This window comes from Marinobacter sp. VGCF2001, assembly GCF_049943275.1.
Taxonomy (GTDB): domain Bacteria; phylum Pseudomonadota; class Gammaproteobacteria; order Pseudomonadales; family Oleiphilaceae; genus Marinobacter.
Genome location: NZ_JBNFVX010000007.1, coordinates 1 through 19147, shown reverse-complemented (window position 1 = coordinate 19147; position 19147 = coordinate 1). Strand labels below are relative to the sequence as shown.

At 59.5% G+C, this 19147-nt stretch carries 16 protein-coding genes; 3 read left to right on the top strand and 13 right to left on the bottom strand.

Annotated features, from left to right (window positions below; all coding sequences use genetic code 11):
• The first annotated feature begins 185 nt into the window (after positions 1–185).
• A complete protein-coding gene (gene senA / locus ACP2AU_RS08940; protein ID WP_426375779.1) occupies positions 186–1532 on the top strand; it encodes a selenoneine synthase SenA in 1347 nt (448 codons plus the stop codon).
• On the opposite strand, the gene ACP2AU_RS08935 is transcribed toward senA, so the two are convergent.
• The 12 genes from ACP2AU_RS08935 to ACP2AU_RS08880 all read right to left on the bottom strand — a co-directional run bounded on the left by ACP2AU_RS08935 (position 1502) and on the right by ACP2AU_RS08880 (position 15065).
• Complete coding sequence (locus tag ACP2AU_RS08935; protein ID WP_426375778.1) at positions 1502–3073, bottom strand: cation:proton antiporter; 1572 nt, start codon at positions 3071–3073, stop codon at positions 1502–1504. The genes senA and ACP2AU_RS08935 overlap by 31 nt on opposite strands.
• A gap of 78 nt (positions 3074–3151) precedes the next feature.
• Positions 3152–4087, bottom strand: a complete 936-nt coding sequence (locus ACP2AU_RS08930; RefSeq protein WP_426375777.1) for an alpha/beta fold hydrolase — start codon at positions 4085–4087, stop codon at positions 3152–3154.
• A gap of 103 nt (positions 4088–4190) precedes the next feature.
• Positions 4191–5477, bottom strand: coding sequence for a phosphoribosylamine--glycine ligase (gene purD / locus ACP2AU_RS08925; RefSeq protein ID WP_426375776.1), 1287 nt, complete (start codon positions 5475–5477; stop codon positions 4191–4193).
• 22 nt (positions 5478–5499) lie between these two features.
• A complete protein-coding gene (gene purH / locus ACP2AU_RS08920; protein ID WP_426375775.1) occupies positions 5500–7080 on the bottom strand; it encodes a bifunctional phosphoribosylaminoimidazolecarboxamide formyltransferase/IMP cyclohydrolase in 1581 nt (526 codons plus the stop codon).
• A gap of 104 nt (positions 7081–7184) precedes the next feature.
• Entirely contained in the window at positions 7185–7502 is a 318-nt protein-coding gene (fis, locus tag ACP2AU_RS08915) for a DNA-binding transcriptional regulator Fis (protein ID WP_426375774.1), read from the bottom strand.
• On the bottom strand, positions 7499–8497 hold the full coding sequence (gene dusB / locus ACP2AU_RS08910; RefSeq protein ID WP_426375773.1) for a tRNA dihydrouridine synthase DusB: 999 nt from the start codon (positions 8495–8497) through the stop codon (positions 7499–7501). The genes fis and dusB overlap by 4 nt, the downstream gene beginning before the upstream one ends.
• Positions 8498–8703: 206 nt before the next feature.
• A complete protein-coding gene (locus tag ACP2AU_RS08905; RefSeq protein WP_426375772.1) occupies positions 8704–9927 on the bottom strand; it encodes a DUF3426 domain-containing protein in 1224 nt (407 codons plus the stop codon).
• A gap of 73 nt (positions 9928–10000) precedes the next feature.
• A complete protein-coding gene (gene prmA, locus ACP2AU_RS08900) occupies positions 10001–10897 on the bottom strand; it encodes a 50S ribosomal protein L11 methyltransferase (protein WP_426375771.1) in 897 nt (298 codons plus the stop codon).
• Positions 10898–10899: 2 nt separating this feature from the next.
• The gene (gene accC, locus ACP2AU_RS08895; RefSeq protein WP_426375769.1) at positions 10900–12246 is read right to left on the bottom strand and encodes an acetyl-CoA carboxylase biotin carboxylase subunit; all 1347 of its coding nucleotides are present in this window, start codon (positions 12244–12246) and stop codon (positions 10900–10902) included.
• Between the two features lie 18 nt (positions 12247–12264).
• The gene (gene accB, locus ACP2AU_RS08890) at positions 12265–12729 is read right to left on the bottom strand and encodes an acetyl-CoA carboxylase biotin carboxyl carrier protein (protein ID WP_426375768.1); all 465 of its coding nucleotides are present in this window, start codon (positions 12727–12729) and stop codon (positions 12265–12267) included.
• 26 nt (positions 12730–12755) lie between these two features.
• Positions 12756–13196 (bottom strand): type II 3-dehydroquinate dehydratase, encoded by a 441-nt coding sequence (aroQ, locus tag ACP2AU_RS08885; RefSeq protein WP_426375767.1) that lies wholly within the window; start codon positions 13194–13196, stop codon positions 12756–12758.
• A 255-nt stretch (positions 13197–13451) separates the two neighbouring features.
• A complete protein-coding gene (locus ACP2AU_RS08880) occupies positions 13452–15065 on the bottom strand; it encodes a diguanylate cyclase (RefSeq protein ID WP_426375891.1) in 1614 nt (537 codons plus the stop codon).
• Positions 15066–15280: 215 nt separating this feature from the next.
• On the opposite strand from ACP2AU_RS08880, the gene ACP2AU_RS08875 reads away from it, so the two are divergent.
• Positions 15281–17269: a bifunctional diguanylate cyclase/phosphodiesterase gene (locus ACP2AU_RS08875; RefSeq protein WP_426375766.1), complete on the top strand. Its 1989-nt coding sequence runs from the start codon at positions 15281–15283 to the stop codon at positions 17267–17269.
• A 22-nt stretch (positions 17270–17291) separates the two neighbouring features.
• On the top strand, positions 17292–18344 hold the full coding sequence (locus ACP2AU_RS08870; RefSeq protein WP_426375765.1) for a DUF2333 family protein: 1053 nt from the start codon (positions 17292–17294) through the stop codon (positions 18342–18344).
• A gap of 84 nt (positions 18345–18428) precedes the next feature.
• Here ACP2AU_RS08870 and ppa read toward each other — a convergent pair whose 3' ends face one another.
• Positions 18429–18956, bottom strand: coding sequence for an inorganic diphosphatase (gene ppa / locus ACP2AU_RS08865; RefSeq protein WP_426375764.1), 528 nt, complete (start codon positions 18954–18956; stop codon positions 18429–18431).
• Positions 18957–19147: the final 191 nt, after the last annotated feature.

Genomic DNA, 19147 nt, shown 5'->3' with positions numbered 1-19147 from the left:
TTGGGGCGGTGGACGCCTGGCCTCCGGACAAGTAACGAGTATAGCCGAATTCTGTTTATATACATACATAGGTGAATGTATCTGGAGTGGCCTTATTCAAGCCATCGTGGGGCACAGTGCCCGCCTTGTTTGTTATTCTGGGGCTCCCTGCATCTCTGCAGTTGGATTCACGGGAGCCTGGAAATATGGATACTGATGCCCAGAAGCAAAGCCTGCTGGACGAACTGGAATTGGCCCGCGCCCGCACCGGGCAACTGGTCACCTCATTACCGGCCGATAAGCTGAACGTCCCGTACCATCCCGGTGTGAATCCGCCGCTATGGGAAATGGGCCATGCGGCTTTCTTCTATGAAGTTTTTGTCTTTAATCTGCTCGACGGCACGCCCAGCTACGACCCGTCCATGGACGACCTCTGGGATTCGTTCCATGTTGAGCATCAGGACCGTTGGCGTGCCGATCTGTTTCCGGGCCGTCAGAAAACCCTGGAGTATTTCCATACCATTTACGACCGGGTCGCAGAGCGGATCCGAAGCCGGGCGCTGACAGACCGGGAGCTGTATCTGTACCGGTATGCCATCTACCACCAGAATATGCACATCGAATCGCTGATTTGGTGCCGGCAAACTGTGGGATATCCTGTGCCACCGGATTACCGTGGTGACCGGCCCGCGCCGGGCGAGGCCATTTCCGGCGACGCCCAGGTTCCGGCTGGGCGCTGGCTCATCGGGATGCCCGGAGAGTCTGATGCATTTGCCACCGACGACTTCGCTTTTGATGCCGAAAAGCCCCGGTTTGAAGTTGAACTGCCGGCCTTTGCCATCAGTCGGACCCCGGTCAGTAATCGGGAGTTTCTGGCGTTTGTCGAGGACGGCGGTTACCGGCGCCCGGAGCTCTGGTCGTTTGGTGGGCGAAAGTGGTTGGCCACAGAGCAGGATGTGCAACGGGTGCATGGTGCCGGGGCGCCGATGCTGCGCACACCCGAGCATCCGCTGTACTGGCGCTGGCATAACGGGGTCTGGCAGGAGCGGGTGTTTGATCGTTGGCTGCCACTAGCAATGGAGGCACCGGTAACTCACATCAGCTATTGGGAGGCCGAGGCCTTCTGTACCTGGGCCGGGCGTCGTCTGCCCACGGAGTATGAATGGGAGGTTGCTGCGCTGGGAAACAGGCCGGGTGAGCCGTTTCGTCGCTACCCGTGGGGCAATGAGGTGCCGGACGCTTCCCGGGCAGACATGGATGCCCGCGCCATGGCCCGCAATCCGGTGTTCGATTACGCCGCCGGTGACAGTCCGTTTGGCTGCCGGCAAATGGTGGGTTCGGTGTGGGAGTGGACCTGCAATGAATTTTTGCCGTATGACGGCTTCAAGGTGGATATGTACCCTTTCATGTCCACCCTGCAGTTTGCCACCCACAAAGTCACCAAAGGCGGTAGCTGTGCGACCTCGTCCAACCTGATTCGCGGAACCTATCGGCAGGCGTACCTGCCGTTTCGCAGTGATGTTTACACCGGCTTTCGCACCTGCGCGCTCTGAAGGCCGGCCTGGTCAATCAGGTGGCTGGCAAGAGCCACACCGGTCTCGCTCATGGTGAGGTAGGCATCGTTGGCGCCGGCCTCGCGGATCTTGATCGCTTCGTCGGCGAACATGGTGTGCGCCACTATGTAGCCATCGAAGCCGAGCTTGCGCAGCATTCGGGCGGCGATCAGCTTGCCCTCGATGTCACTCATGGCCAGCACGACGGAATGCAGTTCCGGCATATGCAGGCCTTCCCAGAAGGTGGTGTCCTCGGCATCGGCAAACACCACGTTGCGCCCTTCTTTCTGATGGGTCTGGGCCTTGGCCGGGTCAGAGTCCAGCCCCATGATCCGGGAGTCATGGGGGGCCAGCCAGTCGTAGGCGGCGGTACCGGTGCGCCCCATGCCCATCACCAGCACTTGAGTATTGCCGAGGGAAATCGGCTGCTCGTCGGGATGGCGTTTCTGGCTTTCAAAGCGCGTGATTCGATGGCTGATACGCTCATAAATGCTGTGGGAGAAGCGGTTCAGCGGTGCCGACAGCACGAACGACAGCGACACCGTAATGGCCAGCGGCACCAGCCACTGGGGCAGGGCGACACTGGCGACGATGAGGCCGAACTCGCTGTAGTTGGTCAGCGACAGGGAGGTGAGAAAGCTGCTGCGTGCGCGCAAACGGAAGGCCAGCAGCAGGAAGTAGAACAACAGCCCCTTGAGCGGCAGCACCAGCGCGGCCGCGATGGCGAATATCATGGCTTTCTGGTCCGGCAAGCCGCCGATACCGATTTGCAGGAAAAAACCGACCAGGAAGACTTCCTTCACGCTCCACAGGGACTTGGCCAGTTCCTGGGATCTCGGATGATTGGCCAGCATGGCGCCGAAGATGAGTGCGCCCAACTCGGAGCTCAGGCCAACGGCTTCGAATCCGAGGCCGCCGACCACCAGGGCCAGCAGCAACCCCAGAAGCACCAGCAGTTCATCATGGCCACTGGCGTCCAGCAACCGGTAGAGCAGTGGGCGGAGCAGCGGCAGACCAAACACCATCAGCGCCCATTCCGAAGGCGATTTGCCAGCGGCAAGACTCATCACGACAAGCGCGATCAGATCCTGCATGATCAGAATGCCAATGGCGACCCTGCCATGGAAGGCGCGCAGTTCCCGCTTGCTTTCCAGCACTTTGGCCGCAAGAACGGTGCTGGAGAACGAGAGGGCGATGGCCAGCAGCAAGGCTGTTCGCCAGTCCAGATCCAGCAGCCAGTACAATCCGGGCGCGAACACCGTGCAGGTGATGGCGAAGTGCAGCAGGCTGCCGCCAATGACTTCGGGGCTGACGATGGATCGGAGTTTGAGCTTGAGGCCAACGGTGAACAGCAGCAGCAGGACGCCCAGATGGGCGATATGCTCCAGCACACTGGTTTGTTCTATGGCGATACCGGCGGCTGTCGCCAGCCCGCTCAATGCAAACCCGGCAGCGAGATAGCCCACCAAAGGGGGCAGTCCTACAGCCTTAACCAACAGGCCGAGGACAAAAGCGAAAGTAATCCAGATGGCTTCAGGCATGGGAGAGTCTTCTGAAAACGGTCAACAAAGCCTCGAAGCCTACCTGTTTTTTCGCTTTAGCTGTAGTAGCGAATGGTTTCAGGGGTGTTGTTCGGCCAGAAATGCCTCGAACAGTGCCGCTGATCGCGCCGGTGCTTCCACCATGGGGGCATGACCGATATCGTCCAGGATAACCTTTCGGGCGTTTGGTATGGCTTCGACGAAGACATCGGCGTTGCGATAATCAATCACCCGGTCAAGCTTGCCCCAGAGTACCAGGACTGGCGCCTGGATATCGGTGATGGCGTTGCGAAAATCCGGCTCAAAGCCGGCATCGCGAATGGCGGCAAAGATCACTTCGTTGACGGCCTGGTTGGCGATGGCTTTTTCTTCCATCACATCGAAGATCGGCCAGGGCACAAAGGGGCGCTTTTCCAGCGCGAAGTCCAGCAGACGGTCGAAATCGCCTTCCTGGCGAGGAATCAGCGGATTCCCGCCCGCTTCTACCCGCTCCACCAGTTCAGACTCGAATTCCATGATGCCGGCGGGGTCAAACAGCACCGCCGTCCGGACCTGTTCCGGATAGGTGGCGGCATAGAGTGCGGTGATCGCCCCGCCCATGGAATTACCCATCATATGAAAGCGCTTGATTCCCAGCGCGGCCATGGTTTGATGAACGTAGCGTACCTGGTTCTCGAAGCGGTAACCGATATTCAGGGGTTTGCTGCTGTCGCCGTGCCCGGGCAGATCCAGGGCGTAGATGTTGAACTGCCCTTCGAACTCCTTCGCCAGCCGGGTCCAGTTGTCCTTGTTGGCACCGAAGCCGTGAATGAGCACCAATGTCTCGCCATCGACCGGCTCCTTGCTGCGAAGGTAGGCAATGTCCAGTTCACCAATGCTGACTTGCGCGGGTTCCAGGCCGGCGCCGGAGCGTTCCCAGGCAATGGCATTGTCATAGAGGCTCTGGCGGGAGCAGGCACTGACCGCCAGGACGACGGTCATTAGCAGGAACAGGTTCAGCGGGGTGCGGCGCACACGGAACTCCTTTTCGTTGTAGTCAGGATCAGAGCTTAACAGTACCCCAAAAAAAAGCCCGGTCATTGACCGGGCTGACGGAGTTTTGTGCGGAAGCCGGGCCTTACCCCTGCTCACGCGCAATGGCGCGGTAGGCAATGTCGCTGCGGCAGAATACGCCCTTCCAGCTGATGCGTTGCGCCAGCTGGTAAGCCCGTTGCTGGGCCTCGGTGACGGTGTGTCCCAGGGCCGTGGCGCAAAGTACTCGACCACCTGCGGTTACCACATCCTCGCCATTGAGTTTGGTACCGGCATGAAATACTTTTTCACCCCCGGTCTCGCTCTCCGGCAGGCCGGAAATGACATCGCCCTTATCGTAATTGCCAGGATAGCCACCGGCTGCCAGAACAATGCCGACAGAGGCACGATCGTCCCATTCGGAATCGCACCGGTCCAGTTCGCCGTCGACGGCCGCCTGGCACAGTTCCACCAGGTCGGACTTCATGCGCAGCATGATCGGTTGGGTTTCCGGGTCGCCAAAGCGGCAGTTGAACTCGATCACTTTCGGCGCGCCCTGGGTATCAATCATCAGACCGGCGTACAGGAAACCCTTATAGGCATGACCTTCGGCGGCCATGCCGTTAACCGTGGGGTAGATCACCTCGTCCATGATGCGCTGGTGCACTTCCGCGGTGACCACCGGCGCGGGTGAATAGGCACCCATGCCGCCGGTATTGGGGCCGGTGTCGCCGTCGCCCACGCGCTTGTGATCCTGGGAGGTGGCCATAGCCAGTACGTTCTTGCCATCCACCATGACAATAAAGGAAGCTTCCTCGCCGTCCAGGAACTCTTCAATAACCACCCGGCTACCGGCATCGCCAAACGCGTTGCCGGCCAGCATATCGCGGATGGCATCCTCGGCTTCCGCCAGAGTCATGGCCACGATCACGCCTTTACCGGCCGCCAGACCGTCGGCCTTGACCACGATTGGTGCGCCTTTTTCACGCACGTAGGCGAGGGCCTCGTCGACATCCGTGAAGTTGGCGTAGTCGGCGGTGGGAATCTTCTGGCGGGCCAGAAAATCCTTGGTGAAGGCTTTGGAGCCTTCCAGTTGGGCAGCGCCGGCGCTCGGGCCAAAAATACGCAGGCCGCGGGCTTCAAATTTGTCTACCACGCCGGCCACCAGCGGGGCTTCCGGGCCAACGATGGTCAGCCCGACGTTGTTCTGCTCGGCAAAATCGGCCAGGCCGTCCAGGTCCATCACGTCCAGATCGACGTTTTCCAGGTTCGGTTCCCGGGCGGTGCCGGCGTTACCCGGTGCCACGAAAACGGTGTCGGCCTGGGGCGATTGGGCGGCCTTCCAGGCCAGAGCGTGTTCACGCCCGCCATTACCAATAACCAGAATGTTCATGTGTTACTCCTGAATTCCCCAATCAGTGACGGAAATGGCGCATGCCAGTGAAGACCATGGCAATGCCGTGCTCGTTGGCCGCATCAATTGTTTCCTGATCACGCATGGAGCCGCCGGGCTGGATAACGGCAGTGATGCCGGCTTCCGCGGCCGCGTCGATACCATCGCGGAACGGGAAGAAAGCATCCGAAGCCATGACCGAGCCTTTCACCTCCAGGTTCTCGTCGGCGGCTTTGATGCCCGCAATTTTTGCGCTGTACACCCGGCTCATCTGGCCGGCGCCCACGCCAATGGTGCGCCCTGCCTTGGCGTAGACAATGGCATTGGATTTCACGTACTTGGCGACTTCCCAGGCGAACAGCAGGTCGTTCAGTTCCTGTTCGGTGGGCTGGCGGTTGGTGACCACCTTTACGTCTTCCATGGCCACCATGCCCAGATCACGATCCTGCACCAGCAGGCCGCCGGTCACTCGCTTGTAGTCCATGGTCTGGGCGCGTTCGCCGTGGAACTCGCCGCAGGCCAGCAGGCGCACGTTCTTCTTGGCGGCAACAATACCGATCGCTTCCGGCGCTACGCTCGGGGCAATGATCACTTCCACGAACTGACGGTCAACGATGGCTTTGGCGGTGGTTGCATCCAGCTCCCGGTTAAAGGCGATGATGCCGCCGAACGCGGAGGTCGGATCGGTGGCAAAGGCCAGATCGTAGGCCTGCAGGATGTCGGCACCGATGGCCACGCCACAGGGGTTGGCGTGCTTGACGATGACACAGGCCGGATCGGCAAACGGCTTCACGCATTCCAGCGCGGCGTCGGTGTCGGCCACGTTGTTGTAGCTCAGTTCCTTGCCCTGCAGCTGCTCGGCGGTGGCCACGCACGCTTCTTTCGGGTGGCGCTCGGCGTAGAAGGCAGCACGCTGGTGCGGGTTTTCGCCGTAGCGCATATCCTGAACCTTCACGAACTGGGCGTTGAAGGTGCGCGGGAAGTCGGCGTTGTCGTTATCCGGGGTGCGGCCGCCCAGGTAGTTGGCGATGGCGCCGTCGTAACCTGCGGTGTGCTCAAAGGCTTTGACGGCCAGGTCAAAGCGGGTGTTGTAAGTCAGCTCGCCGTCGTTGTCCGCCAGCTCTTTCAGGACCCGACCGTAATCGGAGGCATTGACCACAATGGCCACATCGTTGTGGTTCTTGGCCGCGGCGCGGACCATGGTGGGGCCGCCAATGTCGATATTCTCGATGGCGGTAGCCAGATCGCAGTCCGGTTTGGCCACGGTGTCTTCAAACGGGTACAGGTTGACCACCACCATGTCGATCGGATTGATACCGTGCTCGGCCATGATGGCATCATCGGTGCCGCGGCGACCGAGAACACCACCGTGAATTTTCGGGTGCAGGGTCTTGACCCGGCCGTCCATCATTTCCGGGAAGCCGGTGTAATCGGACACCTCGGTGACCGGTACGTTGTTTTCCTTGAGCAGGCGGAAGGTTCCGCCGGTCGAAAGCAGCTCGATGCCGCGTTCGGTGAGGGCACGGCCGAAGTCGACGATGCCGGTTTTATCACTCACGCTGATCAGGGCGCGACGGACGGGGGTGTTTGACTGGTTTGCCATGGGTCACTTTCTTCGCTGGTCAGATAAGCCGGATTGTAAGCCTGGGTGCAAATAACAAGGGCCTCGCGAACGCATCCGGGAGGCCCTTGTCAGGTTCGGTCAGATTATAGCAGACCGTATTGCTTCAGTTTCTTGCGCAGTGTGCCGCGATTGAGCCCGAGCATGGTTGAAGCCTTGGTCTGGTTGTTGCGGGTGTACTTCATCACCTGCTCCAGCAGCGGGGCTTCCACCTCTGACAGTACCAGTTGGTACACGTCGGTAACCGGCGCGCCATCAAGTTGCTCAAAGTAGTTCTTCAGGGCCACTTCCACACTGTCACGCAGGGTGACGCTGGTGCCGCTGTTGTTTACCGTGTGCAACTGATGCAGATCATCGTTGGCCGGGGTGCTAATGGGTTGATTTGCCAAAGTCTCAGCGGTCATGCTGCGAATACCTCTCCATTTCGTAAGCCTGCAAAATACTGTGCGATGCTGTCTTTTTGCTCCAGCGCATCTTCGATGGCGTTGAAGCGCTTGCGGAACTGTGTGCTGTCGTCATGGGACTGCAGATACCAGCCCACGTGTTTTCTGGCGATACGCACGCCCATCAGTTCGCCGTAGAACCGGTGCAGTTCGTCCAGGTGCCCGGCCAGAATGTTTTCCACCTCGTCCATGGCGGGGGCCGGCAGGTGTTCTCCGGTTTCCAGGTAATGGAGCATTTCCCGGAAAATCCATGGCCGGCCCTGGGCACCGCGACCGATCAACAGGCCGTCGGCGCCAGTATGGGTGAGCACCTGCCGGGCTTTCTCCGGCGTGGTGATGTCTCCATTCGCGAACACCGGTATGCCAACACTGGCCTTAACTTCTGCAATCGTGTCGTACTCCGCGTCACCGCTGTATTTGTCTGCGCGGGTACGGCCATGGACGGCCAGGGCCTGAATGCCTGCGTCCTCGGCCATTCTTGCAATCACCGGAGCATTGCGGTTGTCTCTGTCCCAGCCGGTTCGCATTTTCAGAGTGACCGGGACATCAACCGCCTTTACCACGGCTTCCAGGATTTCCCGTACCAGTGTCTCGTCTTTCATCAGGGCCGAACCGGCGGCCTTGTTGCAGACTTTCTTGGCAGGGCAGCCCATATTGATGTCGATGATCTGGGCACCGAATTCAGCGTTTTGCCGGGCGGCATCGGCCAGCATCTCGGGGTCGCCGCCGGCGATCTGGACCGATCTGGGCTCCGGTTCGCCTTCGTGGTTCAGGCGAGTCCGGGATTTGCGCGTATGCCAGAGCTTGCTGTCCGCTATGACCATTTCCGATACCGCCAGCCCGGCCCCCATGCGCCGACATAACAGCCGGAAAGGGCGATCGGTTACACCGGCCATGGGTGCAACAATCAGCGGGTTGGGCAGGGTGTACGGCCCGATTTTTGCCGTTGGCAGCATGATCTGAGTCCGTCTCACAGCGGGTTTAGCAAGATTCGGTCTGGAGCGGTTGTGCAAAATCTGACCGCTCCGGTCTCCGAAGGGCGGTAATGATACCGCCGGGGGCAAGCCGATTGAAGGGGCGAAGAGCTTAAAAAGTTGATTATTTTTCGTGCTTTCTGGTTGACTTTTGCGCTGTCAACTGTCGGCCGCTGTACTGATCACCCTCACTGGGGCGAGGGGCGGAAACTCAGGTTGTAATTGACGGCATCGCGCCCCGGGTCTCTTATGCGGATGGCGATCCGGACCGGGGTCTCCACCGGCATACTGGTCAGTGCTGTTCCTTCGCCTGCCAGGTATTCTTCGGGTGTGAACGTGCTCTGAGCGACAACGTCGCCGTTCAGGTTGGAGAAGGTCAGGGCGATGGCCGGAAACGGTTGTTCAAAACCGGCCCGGTTGAGGATAACCGCATCGACGACCAGTTGGGTACGATTTTCGGGGTCTGTCCGCACCACCAGCTTGCGGCTCTCGATGGCCTCTACATTGACCAGAGGCTTGAGTTCGCAGCCGGCAATCTCACAGCCTTTTTCATAGAAGGGGCGCAGCTGAGGGATGGCGGAGAGTCGGTCGAACTGATACCAGGTAACCTGGGCAACCAGTACGCCCAGTAAGGCCAGCACCACCAGCGTCCAGAGTGCGGTTCTGAGGCGATTGCCGCGGCCTCCCACCGATACCGGATCGCGCCTGAGGTCTCGGTAGAGTGTGTCTGGATCGGTCGGTTTGTGCGCGCGGAAGGTCATCGGGTCGCCCACACGGTCGTCGTCGGCCGGGTTCAGGTTGGCCAGCTCGGGGCCTTGCGGCGGTGGCTGCCTGTCGCTGCCCATGGCCTCTTGCCCTTCGGTTTCCCGGTTTTGCCCGGTCGCAGGTTCCGTGGCGGAAAAGGATTCTGTCTCGGTAGCTTCTGCCGGTTCCGGGTGCGGCGACGGGGGTTCGGTGGGCGGTGCTGGTGGCCGGTCATCGTGAAGCATGGCTTCGGCCCAGCTTTCATCGACATTCTCATGTTCAGACGTCAGCTCATCATCGTGGTAGCCGGAATCCTCCGGCTCATCCACGTTCCGGAAGCTGTCGCTGAGCTCGTCTTCCGAGAAGGTGAGCTTGGTGCCGGTGTAGCGCCCTTCGGTAGCATCTTCCTCGGGGTTGTCGGCGAAAATCCACTGATCGTCGTCCTGCTCGCTGACCGGCTCTGCCGATGGTGTTTCTGAGGGGCTGGGGGATGCCGGACCGGCCTCGGTTTTAGGCACCCCGGACGAGACTTTGTGCTCAACCGCATTGAAGACTTTCATGCAGTTCCCGCAGCGAACCTTGCCCTTGGCGATACTCAGCTGTTCATCGGTAACCCGAAACCGGGTTTCGCAATTTGGGCACAGGGTTTGCAGGCTGCTCTGGGTCATGCTTCGTTCCTGAAAGCTCGATCTCGGGTCGATCACTAAGATGGAGGCAGTTTAGACATAAACGCCGGTGCCGTCATCCGTCCTTGCGCCGTCCTGTGAGGCGTATCCAGTCTTCTTTTTGTTCCGGTTCGTCCATGAAGAACCAGGGCTCGTAGGCATCCATCACTTCCCGGGCCTGGTTGAACAGGATGCCGGACAAAACAATGTCGCCGCCGGGTTTGGTCAGTTCAGCGAGTCTCGGTGCCAGCCCGATCAGTGGCCCGGCCAGAATGTTGGCAAGCATTATGTCGGCTCGGGTGTCGGGATCGGCGCCGGGCAGGTACAGATCCAGCCGGCCATCGTCCACGCCGTTGCGGCGGGCATTTTCGCGGCTGGCCTCAAGGGCCTGGGGGTCAGTATCGACTCCGATCACATGGTCTGCGCCCAGCAGCAGGGCGGCCAGGCCCAGAATGCCCGAGCCACAGCCGTAGTCGGTTACCTGTTTGCCCAGCACATCCTGGCCATCCAGCCATTCAAGGCAAAGAGCGGTCGTGGGATGGGTGCCCGTGCCAAAAGCCAGCCCCGGGTCCAGCAACAGATTCGCCGCGTCCGGGTCAGGTGCTTCGTGCCAGCTGGGCACAATCCAGAGGCGTTCGCCAAACTGAAGCGGATGGAAGTCGTCCATCCAGGCGCGCTCCCAGTCTTTATCCTCAACCAGGGTCACGTCGATGTCGGCCAGTGTTTGCTGGGTTTGCTGATGCCAGACATCTTGTATGTCGGCCAGCAGCTGTTCGGTATCGCGATCGGACTGGAACAGGCCGGTTACCGTGGTCTGGCTCCAGAGTGGGGTGGTGCCCGGGTCGGGCTCGTACAAGGGCTGGTCGGCTGCGTCTTCCATGGAAACGGCGTCTGCGCCCATTTCCATTAACAGATCCTCCAGCTGATCCGCAGTGTCCGGATCAGCTGGAATCTGGAGTTGTATCCAGGGCATGATTAATCCCGCATCAGTTTCTCAAGGTAGTGGATGGTGAAGTCTACCTGTTTAAAGCCACCATCGCGTACCAGTTTTCGATGCAGAGGTTGATTGGTCTTGATGCCTTCGACCAGCATTTCGTCGAGTGCGTTCTTCATGCGCCGGCGCGCAATCTCCCGATCGTCACCCCAGGTGATCAGTTTGGCCACCAGGGAATCGTAGTACGGCGGAACCGCATAGCCGCTGTACAGGTGGGAGTCTACCCGGATACCGTTGCCGCCCGGTGCGTGGAAGTGGCTCACCGTGCCGGGGCTGGGTACGAAGGTTTTCGGGTCTTCGGCGTTGATCCGGCACTCGATGGCGTGGCCGGAGATATGAATCTCGTCCTGGCTGTATTGCAGCGGCAGGCCGCTGGCAATGCGCAGTTGCTCACGCACAATGTCGACACCGGTAACCATCTCGGACACCGGGTGCTCAACCTGAACCCGGGTGTTCATCTCAATGAAATAGAATTCGCCGTCCTGGTACAGGAACTCGAAGGTGCCGGCACCCACGTAGCCGATTTCCCTGCAGGCGTCCACGCAGGCCTTGAGGGTACGTGCCCGGGATTCCTGGTTGATGTTCGGCGCCGGCGCTTCCTCAATGACCTTCTGGTTGCGGCGCTGCATGGAACAGTCGCGGTCGCCCAGATGGATCACGTTGCCGTGCATATCGGCCAGCACCTGAACTTCCACGTGGCGCGGGGTCTCCAGAAACTTTTCCAGGTACACGGTGGGGTCGCCGAAGGCGTTTTTGGCTTCGGTCTGGGTAATCTGTACGGCTTTCAGCAGGGCAGCTTCAGAATGAACCACCTGCATACCGCGCCCGCCACCACCGGAAGCGGCTTTGATCATCACCGGGTAGCCAATTTGCCGGGCCAGATTGAGTGTGCGCTCATCGTCGTCTGTCAGCGGGCCGTCGGAGCCGGGTACGGTGGGTACGCCAGCCTTTTTCATGGCCTCAATGGCGGAGACCTTGTTGCCCATCAGGCGAATGGTTTCTGCCCGGGGCCCGATAAAGCGGAAACCGCTTTTTTCAACCTGCTCGGCGAAATCCGCATTTTCAGCCAGAAAGCCGTAGCCGGGGTGAATGCCCACCGAGTCGGTGACTTCCGCTGCGCTGATGATGGTGGGAATGTTCAGGTAGCTGTCTGTGGCGCTGTTCGGGCCAATGCAGACAGATTCATCGGCAAGGCGCACGTGCATCAGGTCGCGGTCTACCTGGGAGTGTACCGCAACGGTCTTGATGCCGAGCTCCTTGCACGCACGGAGAATGCGCAGGGCAATTTCACCGCGATTTGCGATCAGAACTTTTTCTAACATGGCCATGGTCTGCTATCACCGAATTCAGGAAATGACGATCAGAGGCTGGTCAAACTCAACCGGTTGGCCATTGTCGACCAGAATCTCGGTTACGGTACCCGCTTTGTCGGCTTCGATCTGATTCATCATTTTCATGGCCTCGACAATGCAGATGACATCGCCGGCATTGACGGTCTGGCCCACTTCAACGAAGGAGCTGGCCGTGGGTGACGGCGCCCGATAAAACGTGCCAACCATGGGGGATTTGACCGAGTGCCCTTTGGGCGCCGCCGGGGCCGGAGCTTCCGGAGCCGGTGCTGTTTCAGCGGCAGGTGCCGGGGCCGGCGCGTGTGGCGCTGGCGCAGCGTAATGGCTGACGTAGTGTCCGCCCGGAGCCTGTTCGCGGCGGCGGGAGATGCGAACCGAATCGTCTCCCTCTTGAATCTCCAGTTCTTCGACGTCTGATTCCTCAAGGAGCTCGATGAGTTTCTTGATTTTTCGGATATCCATAGCTGTTCCAGTCCCGTATCTAAGTGCTATCGGTGAATTCGTTGCAGGGCCGCCTGAAGGGCGAGATCGTAGCCCTGGCTGCCCAGCCCGCAGATAACGCCCTCGGCGATATCTGAAAAATAGGAGTGATGCCGGAAAGACTCCCGCGCATACACGTTGGAAAGGTGCACTTCAATAAAGGGGATTCCCGAGGCCAGCATGGCGTCCCGCAGGGCCACGCTGGTGTGGGTGAAGGCGGCCGGATTGATAATGATGAAATCCACCCCTTCGGCCCTGGCTTCGTGCACTCTTTCTATCAATTCATATTCCGCGTTCGACTGCAGGTGCAGCAAATGATGGCCTTGCTCTGCCGCCAGACCGCGCAGGCGGTCGTCGATATCAGCCAGTGTCTCGTGGCCATAGACCTCCGGCTCGCGGGTGCCGAGCATATTGAGGTTGGGGCCATGGAGCACAAGTAGGGTCGACATGGTTCTGTCTGCCTTGATGAATTTTGAACAGGATCGCCGAAGATAACGGCACGTTACCGCAATGGTGCGTACTTGTTACCCGCAGATCAACACTTTTTAACAATCCTGTTTCTGGTCCATTACTTTAGAAAGGTTACACAGCAACCCGCTGTCGCGCGATGACATTTCGTTGATGACAATCATTGTCGATGATGGCGGGCGATGTCGGTATTCGACATTGGTTTCATGGGCCGGGCGATTGCCCGGCCCGGAAGTTCAGGCGTCGGCCAGCGTCACGCAGTTCCGGCCCTGCTCTTTTGAGGTGTAGAGCGCGCGATCGGCTCGTTCGCACAGCGACTGGGCCGATTCCTCGTGCCAGCTGGCAATGCCACAGCTGAAGGTAACATTGAATTCCCGGTCGCCGGCCTGCTGGGTCAGTTCCGAGAAGCGCTCGCGGATTTCGTTGAGTACGTTACGGGCATCCCCGGGGCGGGTGTTGGGCAGGATGATGGCGAACTCTTCGCCCCCGTAACGACCGATGTGGTCGGTTTTGCGTAACCGCTGCTTGAGGAACATCGACAGGCTGCGCAGAATCCGGTCGCCGATGGGGTGGCCGAAGGTGTCGTTTACCTTCTTGAAAAAGTCGATGTCGATCATGGCAAAGCACAGGGGCTGATCTTTCTGGCGAGCACGGGCGATTTCCTGCTCAAGCAGATGCAGCGTATGGGTATGATTGAACAGCCCGGTCAGACTGTCGCGGATCATCAGTGCCAGCAGCGAACGGGCCCGGCGCCCCCGGTTGTGCAGGGTTGCGATCAAGTGCTTGGGATCGATGGGTTTGGTCAGGAAATCGTCGCCGCCCAGGCTCATGGCGTGGAGTTGCTTGCTGACGTCCTCCTCGGCCGACAGATAGATGATGGGGACGCTGTGAAAACGGTCCTGTTGCCGGATAACCCGGGCGATCTCCATGCCGGTGCAGCCGGGCATATACATATCCAGGATGATGATCTCCGGCGAGAATTCCTCCAGGGCATGAATGATCTGCATGGGATCGGTAATGATGTGGGCGGTCATGCCGGCCTTTTTCAGCACCGTCTCCATATACTTGGCCTGGGCGCGAGAGTCGTCCAGCACCAGGACCTTATATGGCTCGATGGTGTTGCCATGGGTGTAGGTTTCGATCTTTTCGATCAGTTGCCCCGGGTCGACTGCCGGATAGAAGAACTCTTCGCCGCCGCAGCGGGAGGCTCGCAACCGGGTTTCAATGCTGCCGTCTTCATCGCTGACAAAAATGATGGGAATCGGAGTGTCGTGTTGCTCCTGCAACTGTTCGACACTGGCAATGCCGGCATTTTCGCCGCCGCCGAAGTTCACATCCATCAGTATGGTTTCAGGTTTGCTGAGGGCGCAGGCCTCAATCAGATCCGCCGGGGCGCTGAATGTAGACGCGCGGAATCCAAAGAATTCCAGTTGTCGGATTAGCCGTGACGCCATTTCCGCGTTCGACAGAGCGATGTAGACAGGTGTGCGACGGTATTGCTGGGGGGCGTGGGAGGTGTCCTGGTCGGTGCGCCGCTGGGTGGACAGCCGAAGGTGTTCGGCAGCGTCTTCCAGAGCCTCCGTCTTCGCCTCGTCCAGTGGCGTGCCCGGTGGCCAGTCGGTCACCAGAGCCAGGATAAGCTCGCCGGCGGTGGCATGGCTTTCCATCTCGAAGCGCCGGGCATAACGAATCAGTTTGTCGGCGGAGGCGGCCAGTTCATCCCGGTGTGCTGACGCCTGGCTGTGGTCGTCGCGAATTTTCTGCCAGGTATCCAGTACCACCCGGGCCTGGGTAGTAACACGGCGTGCGAAGTGCTGCCTGAGTTTTGCTTTCTGGCTGTCGTCGTTCATGGTGCTCTGGCCTGTCTGTTCCATTGTCAATCGCGTTACCCGTCTGCGCGAAATTTTGCCACTTATCGGTTATACAGAGGCTATACGACCCTCGGGTAGAGTCTATAGTGTTTAATGTTGTGGTCGTAGGTTGTGGTATGTAAATGTTTGTCAACTCTGCGGCCCGGGTCACAGGTAACTTGATACCTTTTTCTCTTCAACGACACGATGAGGTGATGGCAGGGATGCTGAACGGTCCGCGGAATCAGGCGCAACGAGGCGAAATCACGCTGCAGGCGCTGCTGCTGTTGTTTGCGGGCGGGCTGCTGACCCTGACACTGACTGCCGCGTTCATCACCAGTTACGGTTATTTTCGCGCCTACGTGATTGACCAGCTGGCCGCCCACGCCCGGGACGGCGCAACAGCGACCGGGCTGTCTTTGTCCAATGCCATTGATGGCGCTGACCCGGTAGCCGCCGCATCCCTGATTGATGCAGTATTCGACAGCGGCCGGTATCTGGCCGTGGAATATCTGGATCATGACAACGAAGTGATTGCCGGCAGGCGTATGCCGCTGTCGGCGAGTCGCGCACCCGACTGGTTTGTAACCTTTGCACATTTACCTCTGCCGGTTGCCGAGGCGGAGGTGGTGCGGGGCTGGAGTCGGTTGGGCAAGGTCCGGGTGATGAGCCACCCCGGTCGCGCTTACGACGATCTCTGGCGGATTGCCCTGGGATTGTTGCTGTCAGCGACCGTGATCGCCGCTGCCGGACTTCTGGGGCTGTATCTCTTGCTTCGGCGGGCTTTGAAGCCCCTCAAAGAAGTGGAAGCCCAGGCCCGGGCCATTGGCCAGCGGGATTTCCGCACACGGGTGGGTGCCCGTTCCACACGGGAATTGAATCGGGTGACCGACGCGATGAATCAGATGGCGCAGGCGCTGGGGCAGTTATTCGAGGGGCAGGGTAAATTAATCCAGCATTTACGCCGGGTAAACAATGAGGACCCGGTCACCGGATTGGCAAGTCGCGCGGCCTTTGATCAGCGGCTTAAGGTTGAGGTGGAATCGGAAGAAAAGGCCGCCCCCGGTGTGCTGATCATGATCCAGTTGGCCGGGTTTGCGGATTACAATCTGGGGTATGGCCGGGACGAGGGCGATGCCTTGTTGCGCCGGATGGCGGCGGCTCTTGGCCGCTTTGTTGCACGCCATGCCGAGGCGTTTGCAGGCCGCAGAACCGGTGCCGAATTTGCTGTTTTTGTGCCAGGCGTGTCAGCGGCGGATGCGCGTATCTGGGCCGAGGAGCTGGTACAGGATTTAAGCGCTATCTACGCCAGCCTGGCGGCGCCCATGGATGCCAACGTTCATGCCGGGCTGGCTGTTGCCACCCCGGGCGAGGGCGTCAGGGGGTTGTTGGCAGCGGCCGATGAGGCGCTTCGGACGGCACAGCAACGGGAGGAGTCCTGCAGCCTGTTACTCGATTCCAGCGTGGATCACCACCACAATATGGAGACCTGGAGACAGATCCTGTCCCAGGCTATCCGGGAAAAGCGTTTGTCGCTCTGGCTCCAACCCATGGTTCAGGGGGCCGATGAGACACTGGTCCATTATCAGGTGTTTTCCCGTATCGACTCACCCGAGGGGCCATTGAAAGCCGGTGTGTTCGTGCCGATGGCCGAGCGACTGGGATTGATCAGGGACATCGATCGGATGCTGGTGGCGCAGGCGCTTGATTGTCTTGGGCGTCATCCGCAGCGCTGGCTGGCTGTTTCTCTCGGCACCAGTTCAGTTGCCGATGACGATTTCAGGGCCGATCTGCTGGCCATGCTTACCCGGGCCGGCGCGACGGCAGGCCGCCTGTGGGTCGGCATCACCGAAGTGACCATTCAGCATCATCGCAAAGCGGTTGGCTCGCTGGTGCGGGAGTTGTCACGTCTGAATGTGCCGGTACTGGTGGACCGTTTTGGCGTGGGCGGGGTGCCTTTCAGTTATCTGAAGCGGCTGCCGTTCCGGGCGATGCGGATTGATCACAGTTTCATCCATAATCTGGACCGGCACGAAGAAAACCGTTTCTGGCTGCAGTCGGTTATCGGTATCGCCCACAGTCGTGGGGTAAAGGTTTATGCCACGGGAGTAGAAACCGCGGCGGAATACTCGGTACTCTGTAGGCTGGGTATCGATGGCGCCATGGGCTACCATCTGGGCAGACCCTTTGCGGCGGACACGTAATCAACAGGAGATCAGGAGACTTATGCCTGGCAAGATCAGACAATACTTCAGGGACAAGAAAGACGATGTGCAGGATTACACCGGTGGTAGCGGTGTAATCGGCAAGTTTGTGGCGGTCATGCTTGTGGTGTACCTCCTGGTGGCGCTGGTGCTCGGTGCGTACTGGAGCAGCGAGCCGGAGACCTTCTCGGTGCGGGAGCATACCCGGACGCTGGCCAGCACCATGGACCGGGAGCCGGTCGCCGGGTTTGCCACCACCGCGACCATGATTCGCCTTGCCGAAACGCTGCTGGACAAACCCGGTGGCTACATTTCCAACGACATTTTCCCCCCCGGCTTGTGGCTGGACAATATGCCGAACTGGGAATATGGGGCGCTGGTTCAGCTTCGGGATCTTTCCCGGGCGATGCGCAAGGACATCAGTCGCTCTCAGAGCCAGTCTGCGGAAGACCCGGACCTGACCATCGCCGAACCTCAGTTCCACTTTGACAGCGGAAGCTGGGCCATTCCATCGACCGAAAACGAATACCGGCGCGGCATTAATGCGCTCAAGCGTTATCTTAACCGGCTGTCGGATCCCGGCCAGGCCGATGCCCAGTTTTTTGCCCGGGCGGATAACCTGAACAACTGGCTGGCAGATCTGGAGACTCGCCTGGGTAGCCTGTCCCGTACGCTCAGCGAGAGCGTGGGCAAGGCGTCTGTGTCGGATGCCGTTGCCAATCTGGACCCGGCTGATCCGCTGGCTGAGGAAACCGGTGGCGAGGATGTGAAGACGTCGTGGACCAAAATTGATGATGTGTTTTATGAGGCGCGCGGCAGTGCCTGGGCCTTGCTGCACATTTTCCGGGCCGTGGAAGTGGATTTCCGGAAGGTACTGCAGGACAAGAATGCCATGGCAAGCGTGAAGCAGATCATTATTGAGCTTGAGGGGGCCCAGGCGTCCATGTGGAGCCCGGTGATTCTCAATGGCAGTGGTTTCGGCCTGTTGGCCAACCATTCGCTGACCATGGCAGCCTATCTGTCACGGGCCAATGCCGCGATCAGTGATATGCGGGATCTGCTGTCACGGGGGTAATCTCCCGGCAGAGACCGTTGTTCTGGCATAAAAAAGGCCGGGCAGTCATCAGGCTGCCCGGCCTTTTTACTGAGCGAAACGCGCTTAACCCTTGTAGGCGTTGATTGCGTCCTGGATCGCTTTCTTGGCGGCTTCGGCGTTGTCCCAGCCCTGCACTTTCACCCATTTGCCGGGCTCAAGTGTTTTGTAGTTTTCGAAGAAGTGCCGGATCTGGTCGCGCAGCAGTTCTGGCAGATCTTCGATTTCCCTGATGTTGTGGTAGGTGGTGGTCAGCTTGTCGTGGGGCACCGCAACCAGTTTGGCGTCTCCGCCGGCTTCGTCTTCCATGTTCAGTACGCCAACCGGGCGGCAGCGAATGACGGAGCCTGCCTGGATGGGATAAGGCGTAACGACCAGAACGTCCAGCGGGTCACCGTCGTCTGCGAGGGTGTGCGGGATGAAGCCGTAGTTGGCCGGGTAGAACATGGGGGTGGCCATGAAGCGGTCGACCAGCAGGGCGCCCATGTCTTTGTCCAGTTCGTACTTGACCGGAGAGCTGTTGGCCGGGATTTCGATGGCAACGTAGATGTCTTCCGGCGGGTTCTTGCCAGCGGGGATGTTGTCGAATTGCATTTGCGATCCTTCCTGGTGCGTTAGGGTTCGTTTAACTGCGTTGGAAAAGTGGCGCAATTATACGGAAGTCTCCTGCCATTCGAAACTAAACCTTGGTCGGCTGTCTTTGTCTTCGGTGCAAGCCTGCAGGTGGTTGTGGCTCCCAAAACACGCTACGAGCACATCCATGTGCGCTTGTTTCGGGCCGTCCA

Coding starts and splice junctions, on each gene's coding strand:
- ppa (WP_426375764.1), bottom strand. CDS start 18,956: ATGCAATTCGACAACATCCCCGCTGGCAAGAACCCGCCGGAAGACATC.
- aroQ (WP_426375767.1), bottom strand. CDS start 13,196: ATGTCGACCCTACTTGTGCTCCATGGCCCCAACCTCAATATGCTCGGC.
- accB (WP_426375768.1), bottom strand. CDS start 12,729: ATGGATATCCGAAAAATCAAGAAACTCATCGAGCTCCTTGAGGAATCA.
- ACP2AU_RS08875 (WP_426375766.1), top strand. CDS start 15,281: ATGGCAGGGATGCTGAACGGTCCGCGGAATCAGGCGCAACGAGGCGAA.
- purD (WP_426375776.1), bottom strand. CDS start 5,477: ATGAACATTCTGGTTATTGGTAATGGCGGGCGTGAACACGCTCTGGCC.
- ACP2AU_RS08905 (WP_426375772.1), bottom strand. CDS start 9,927: ATGACCCAGAGCAGCCTGCAAACCCTGTGCCCAAATTGCGAAACCCGG.
- prmA (WP_426375771.1), bottom strand. CDS start 10,897: ATGCCCTGGATACAACTCCAGATTCCAGCTGATCCGGACACTGCGGAT.
- ACP2AU_RS08880 (WP_426375891.1), bottom strand. CDS start 15,065: ATGAACGACGACAGCCAGAAAGCAAAACTCAGGCAGCACTTCGCACGC.
- fis (WP_426375774.1), bottom strand. CDS start 7,502: ATGACCGCTGAGACTTTGGCAAATCAACCCATTAGCACCCCGGCCAAC.
- ACP2AU_RS08935 (WP_426375778.1), bottom strand. CDS start 3,073: ATGCCTGAAGCCATCTGGATTACTTTCGCTTTTGTCCTCGGCCTGTTG.
- dusB (WP_426375773.1), bottom strand. CDS start 8,497: ATGCTGCCAACGGCAAAAATCGGGCCGTACACCCTGCCCAACCCGCTG.
- ACP2AU_RS08870 (WP_426375765.1), top strand. CDS start 17,292: ATGCCTGGCAAGATCAGACAATACTTCAGGGACAAGAAAGACGATGTG.
- accC (WP_426375769.1), bottom strand. CDS start 12,246: ATGGCCATGTTAGAAAAAGTTCTGATCGCAAATCGCGGTGAAATTGCC.
- senA (WP_426375779.1), top strand. CDS start 186: ATGGATACTGATGCCCAGAAGCAAAGCCTGCTGGACGAACTGGAATTG.
- purH (WP_426375775.1), bottom strand. CDS start 7,080: ATGGCAAACCAGTCAAACACCCCCGTCCGTCGCGCCCTGATCAGCGTG.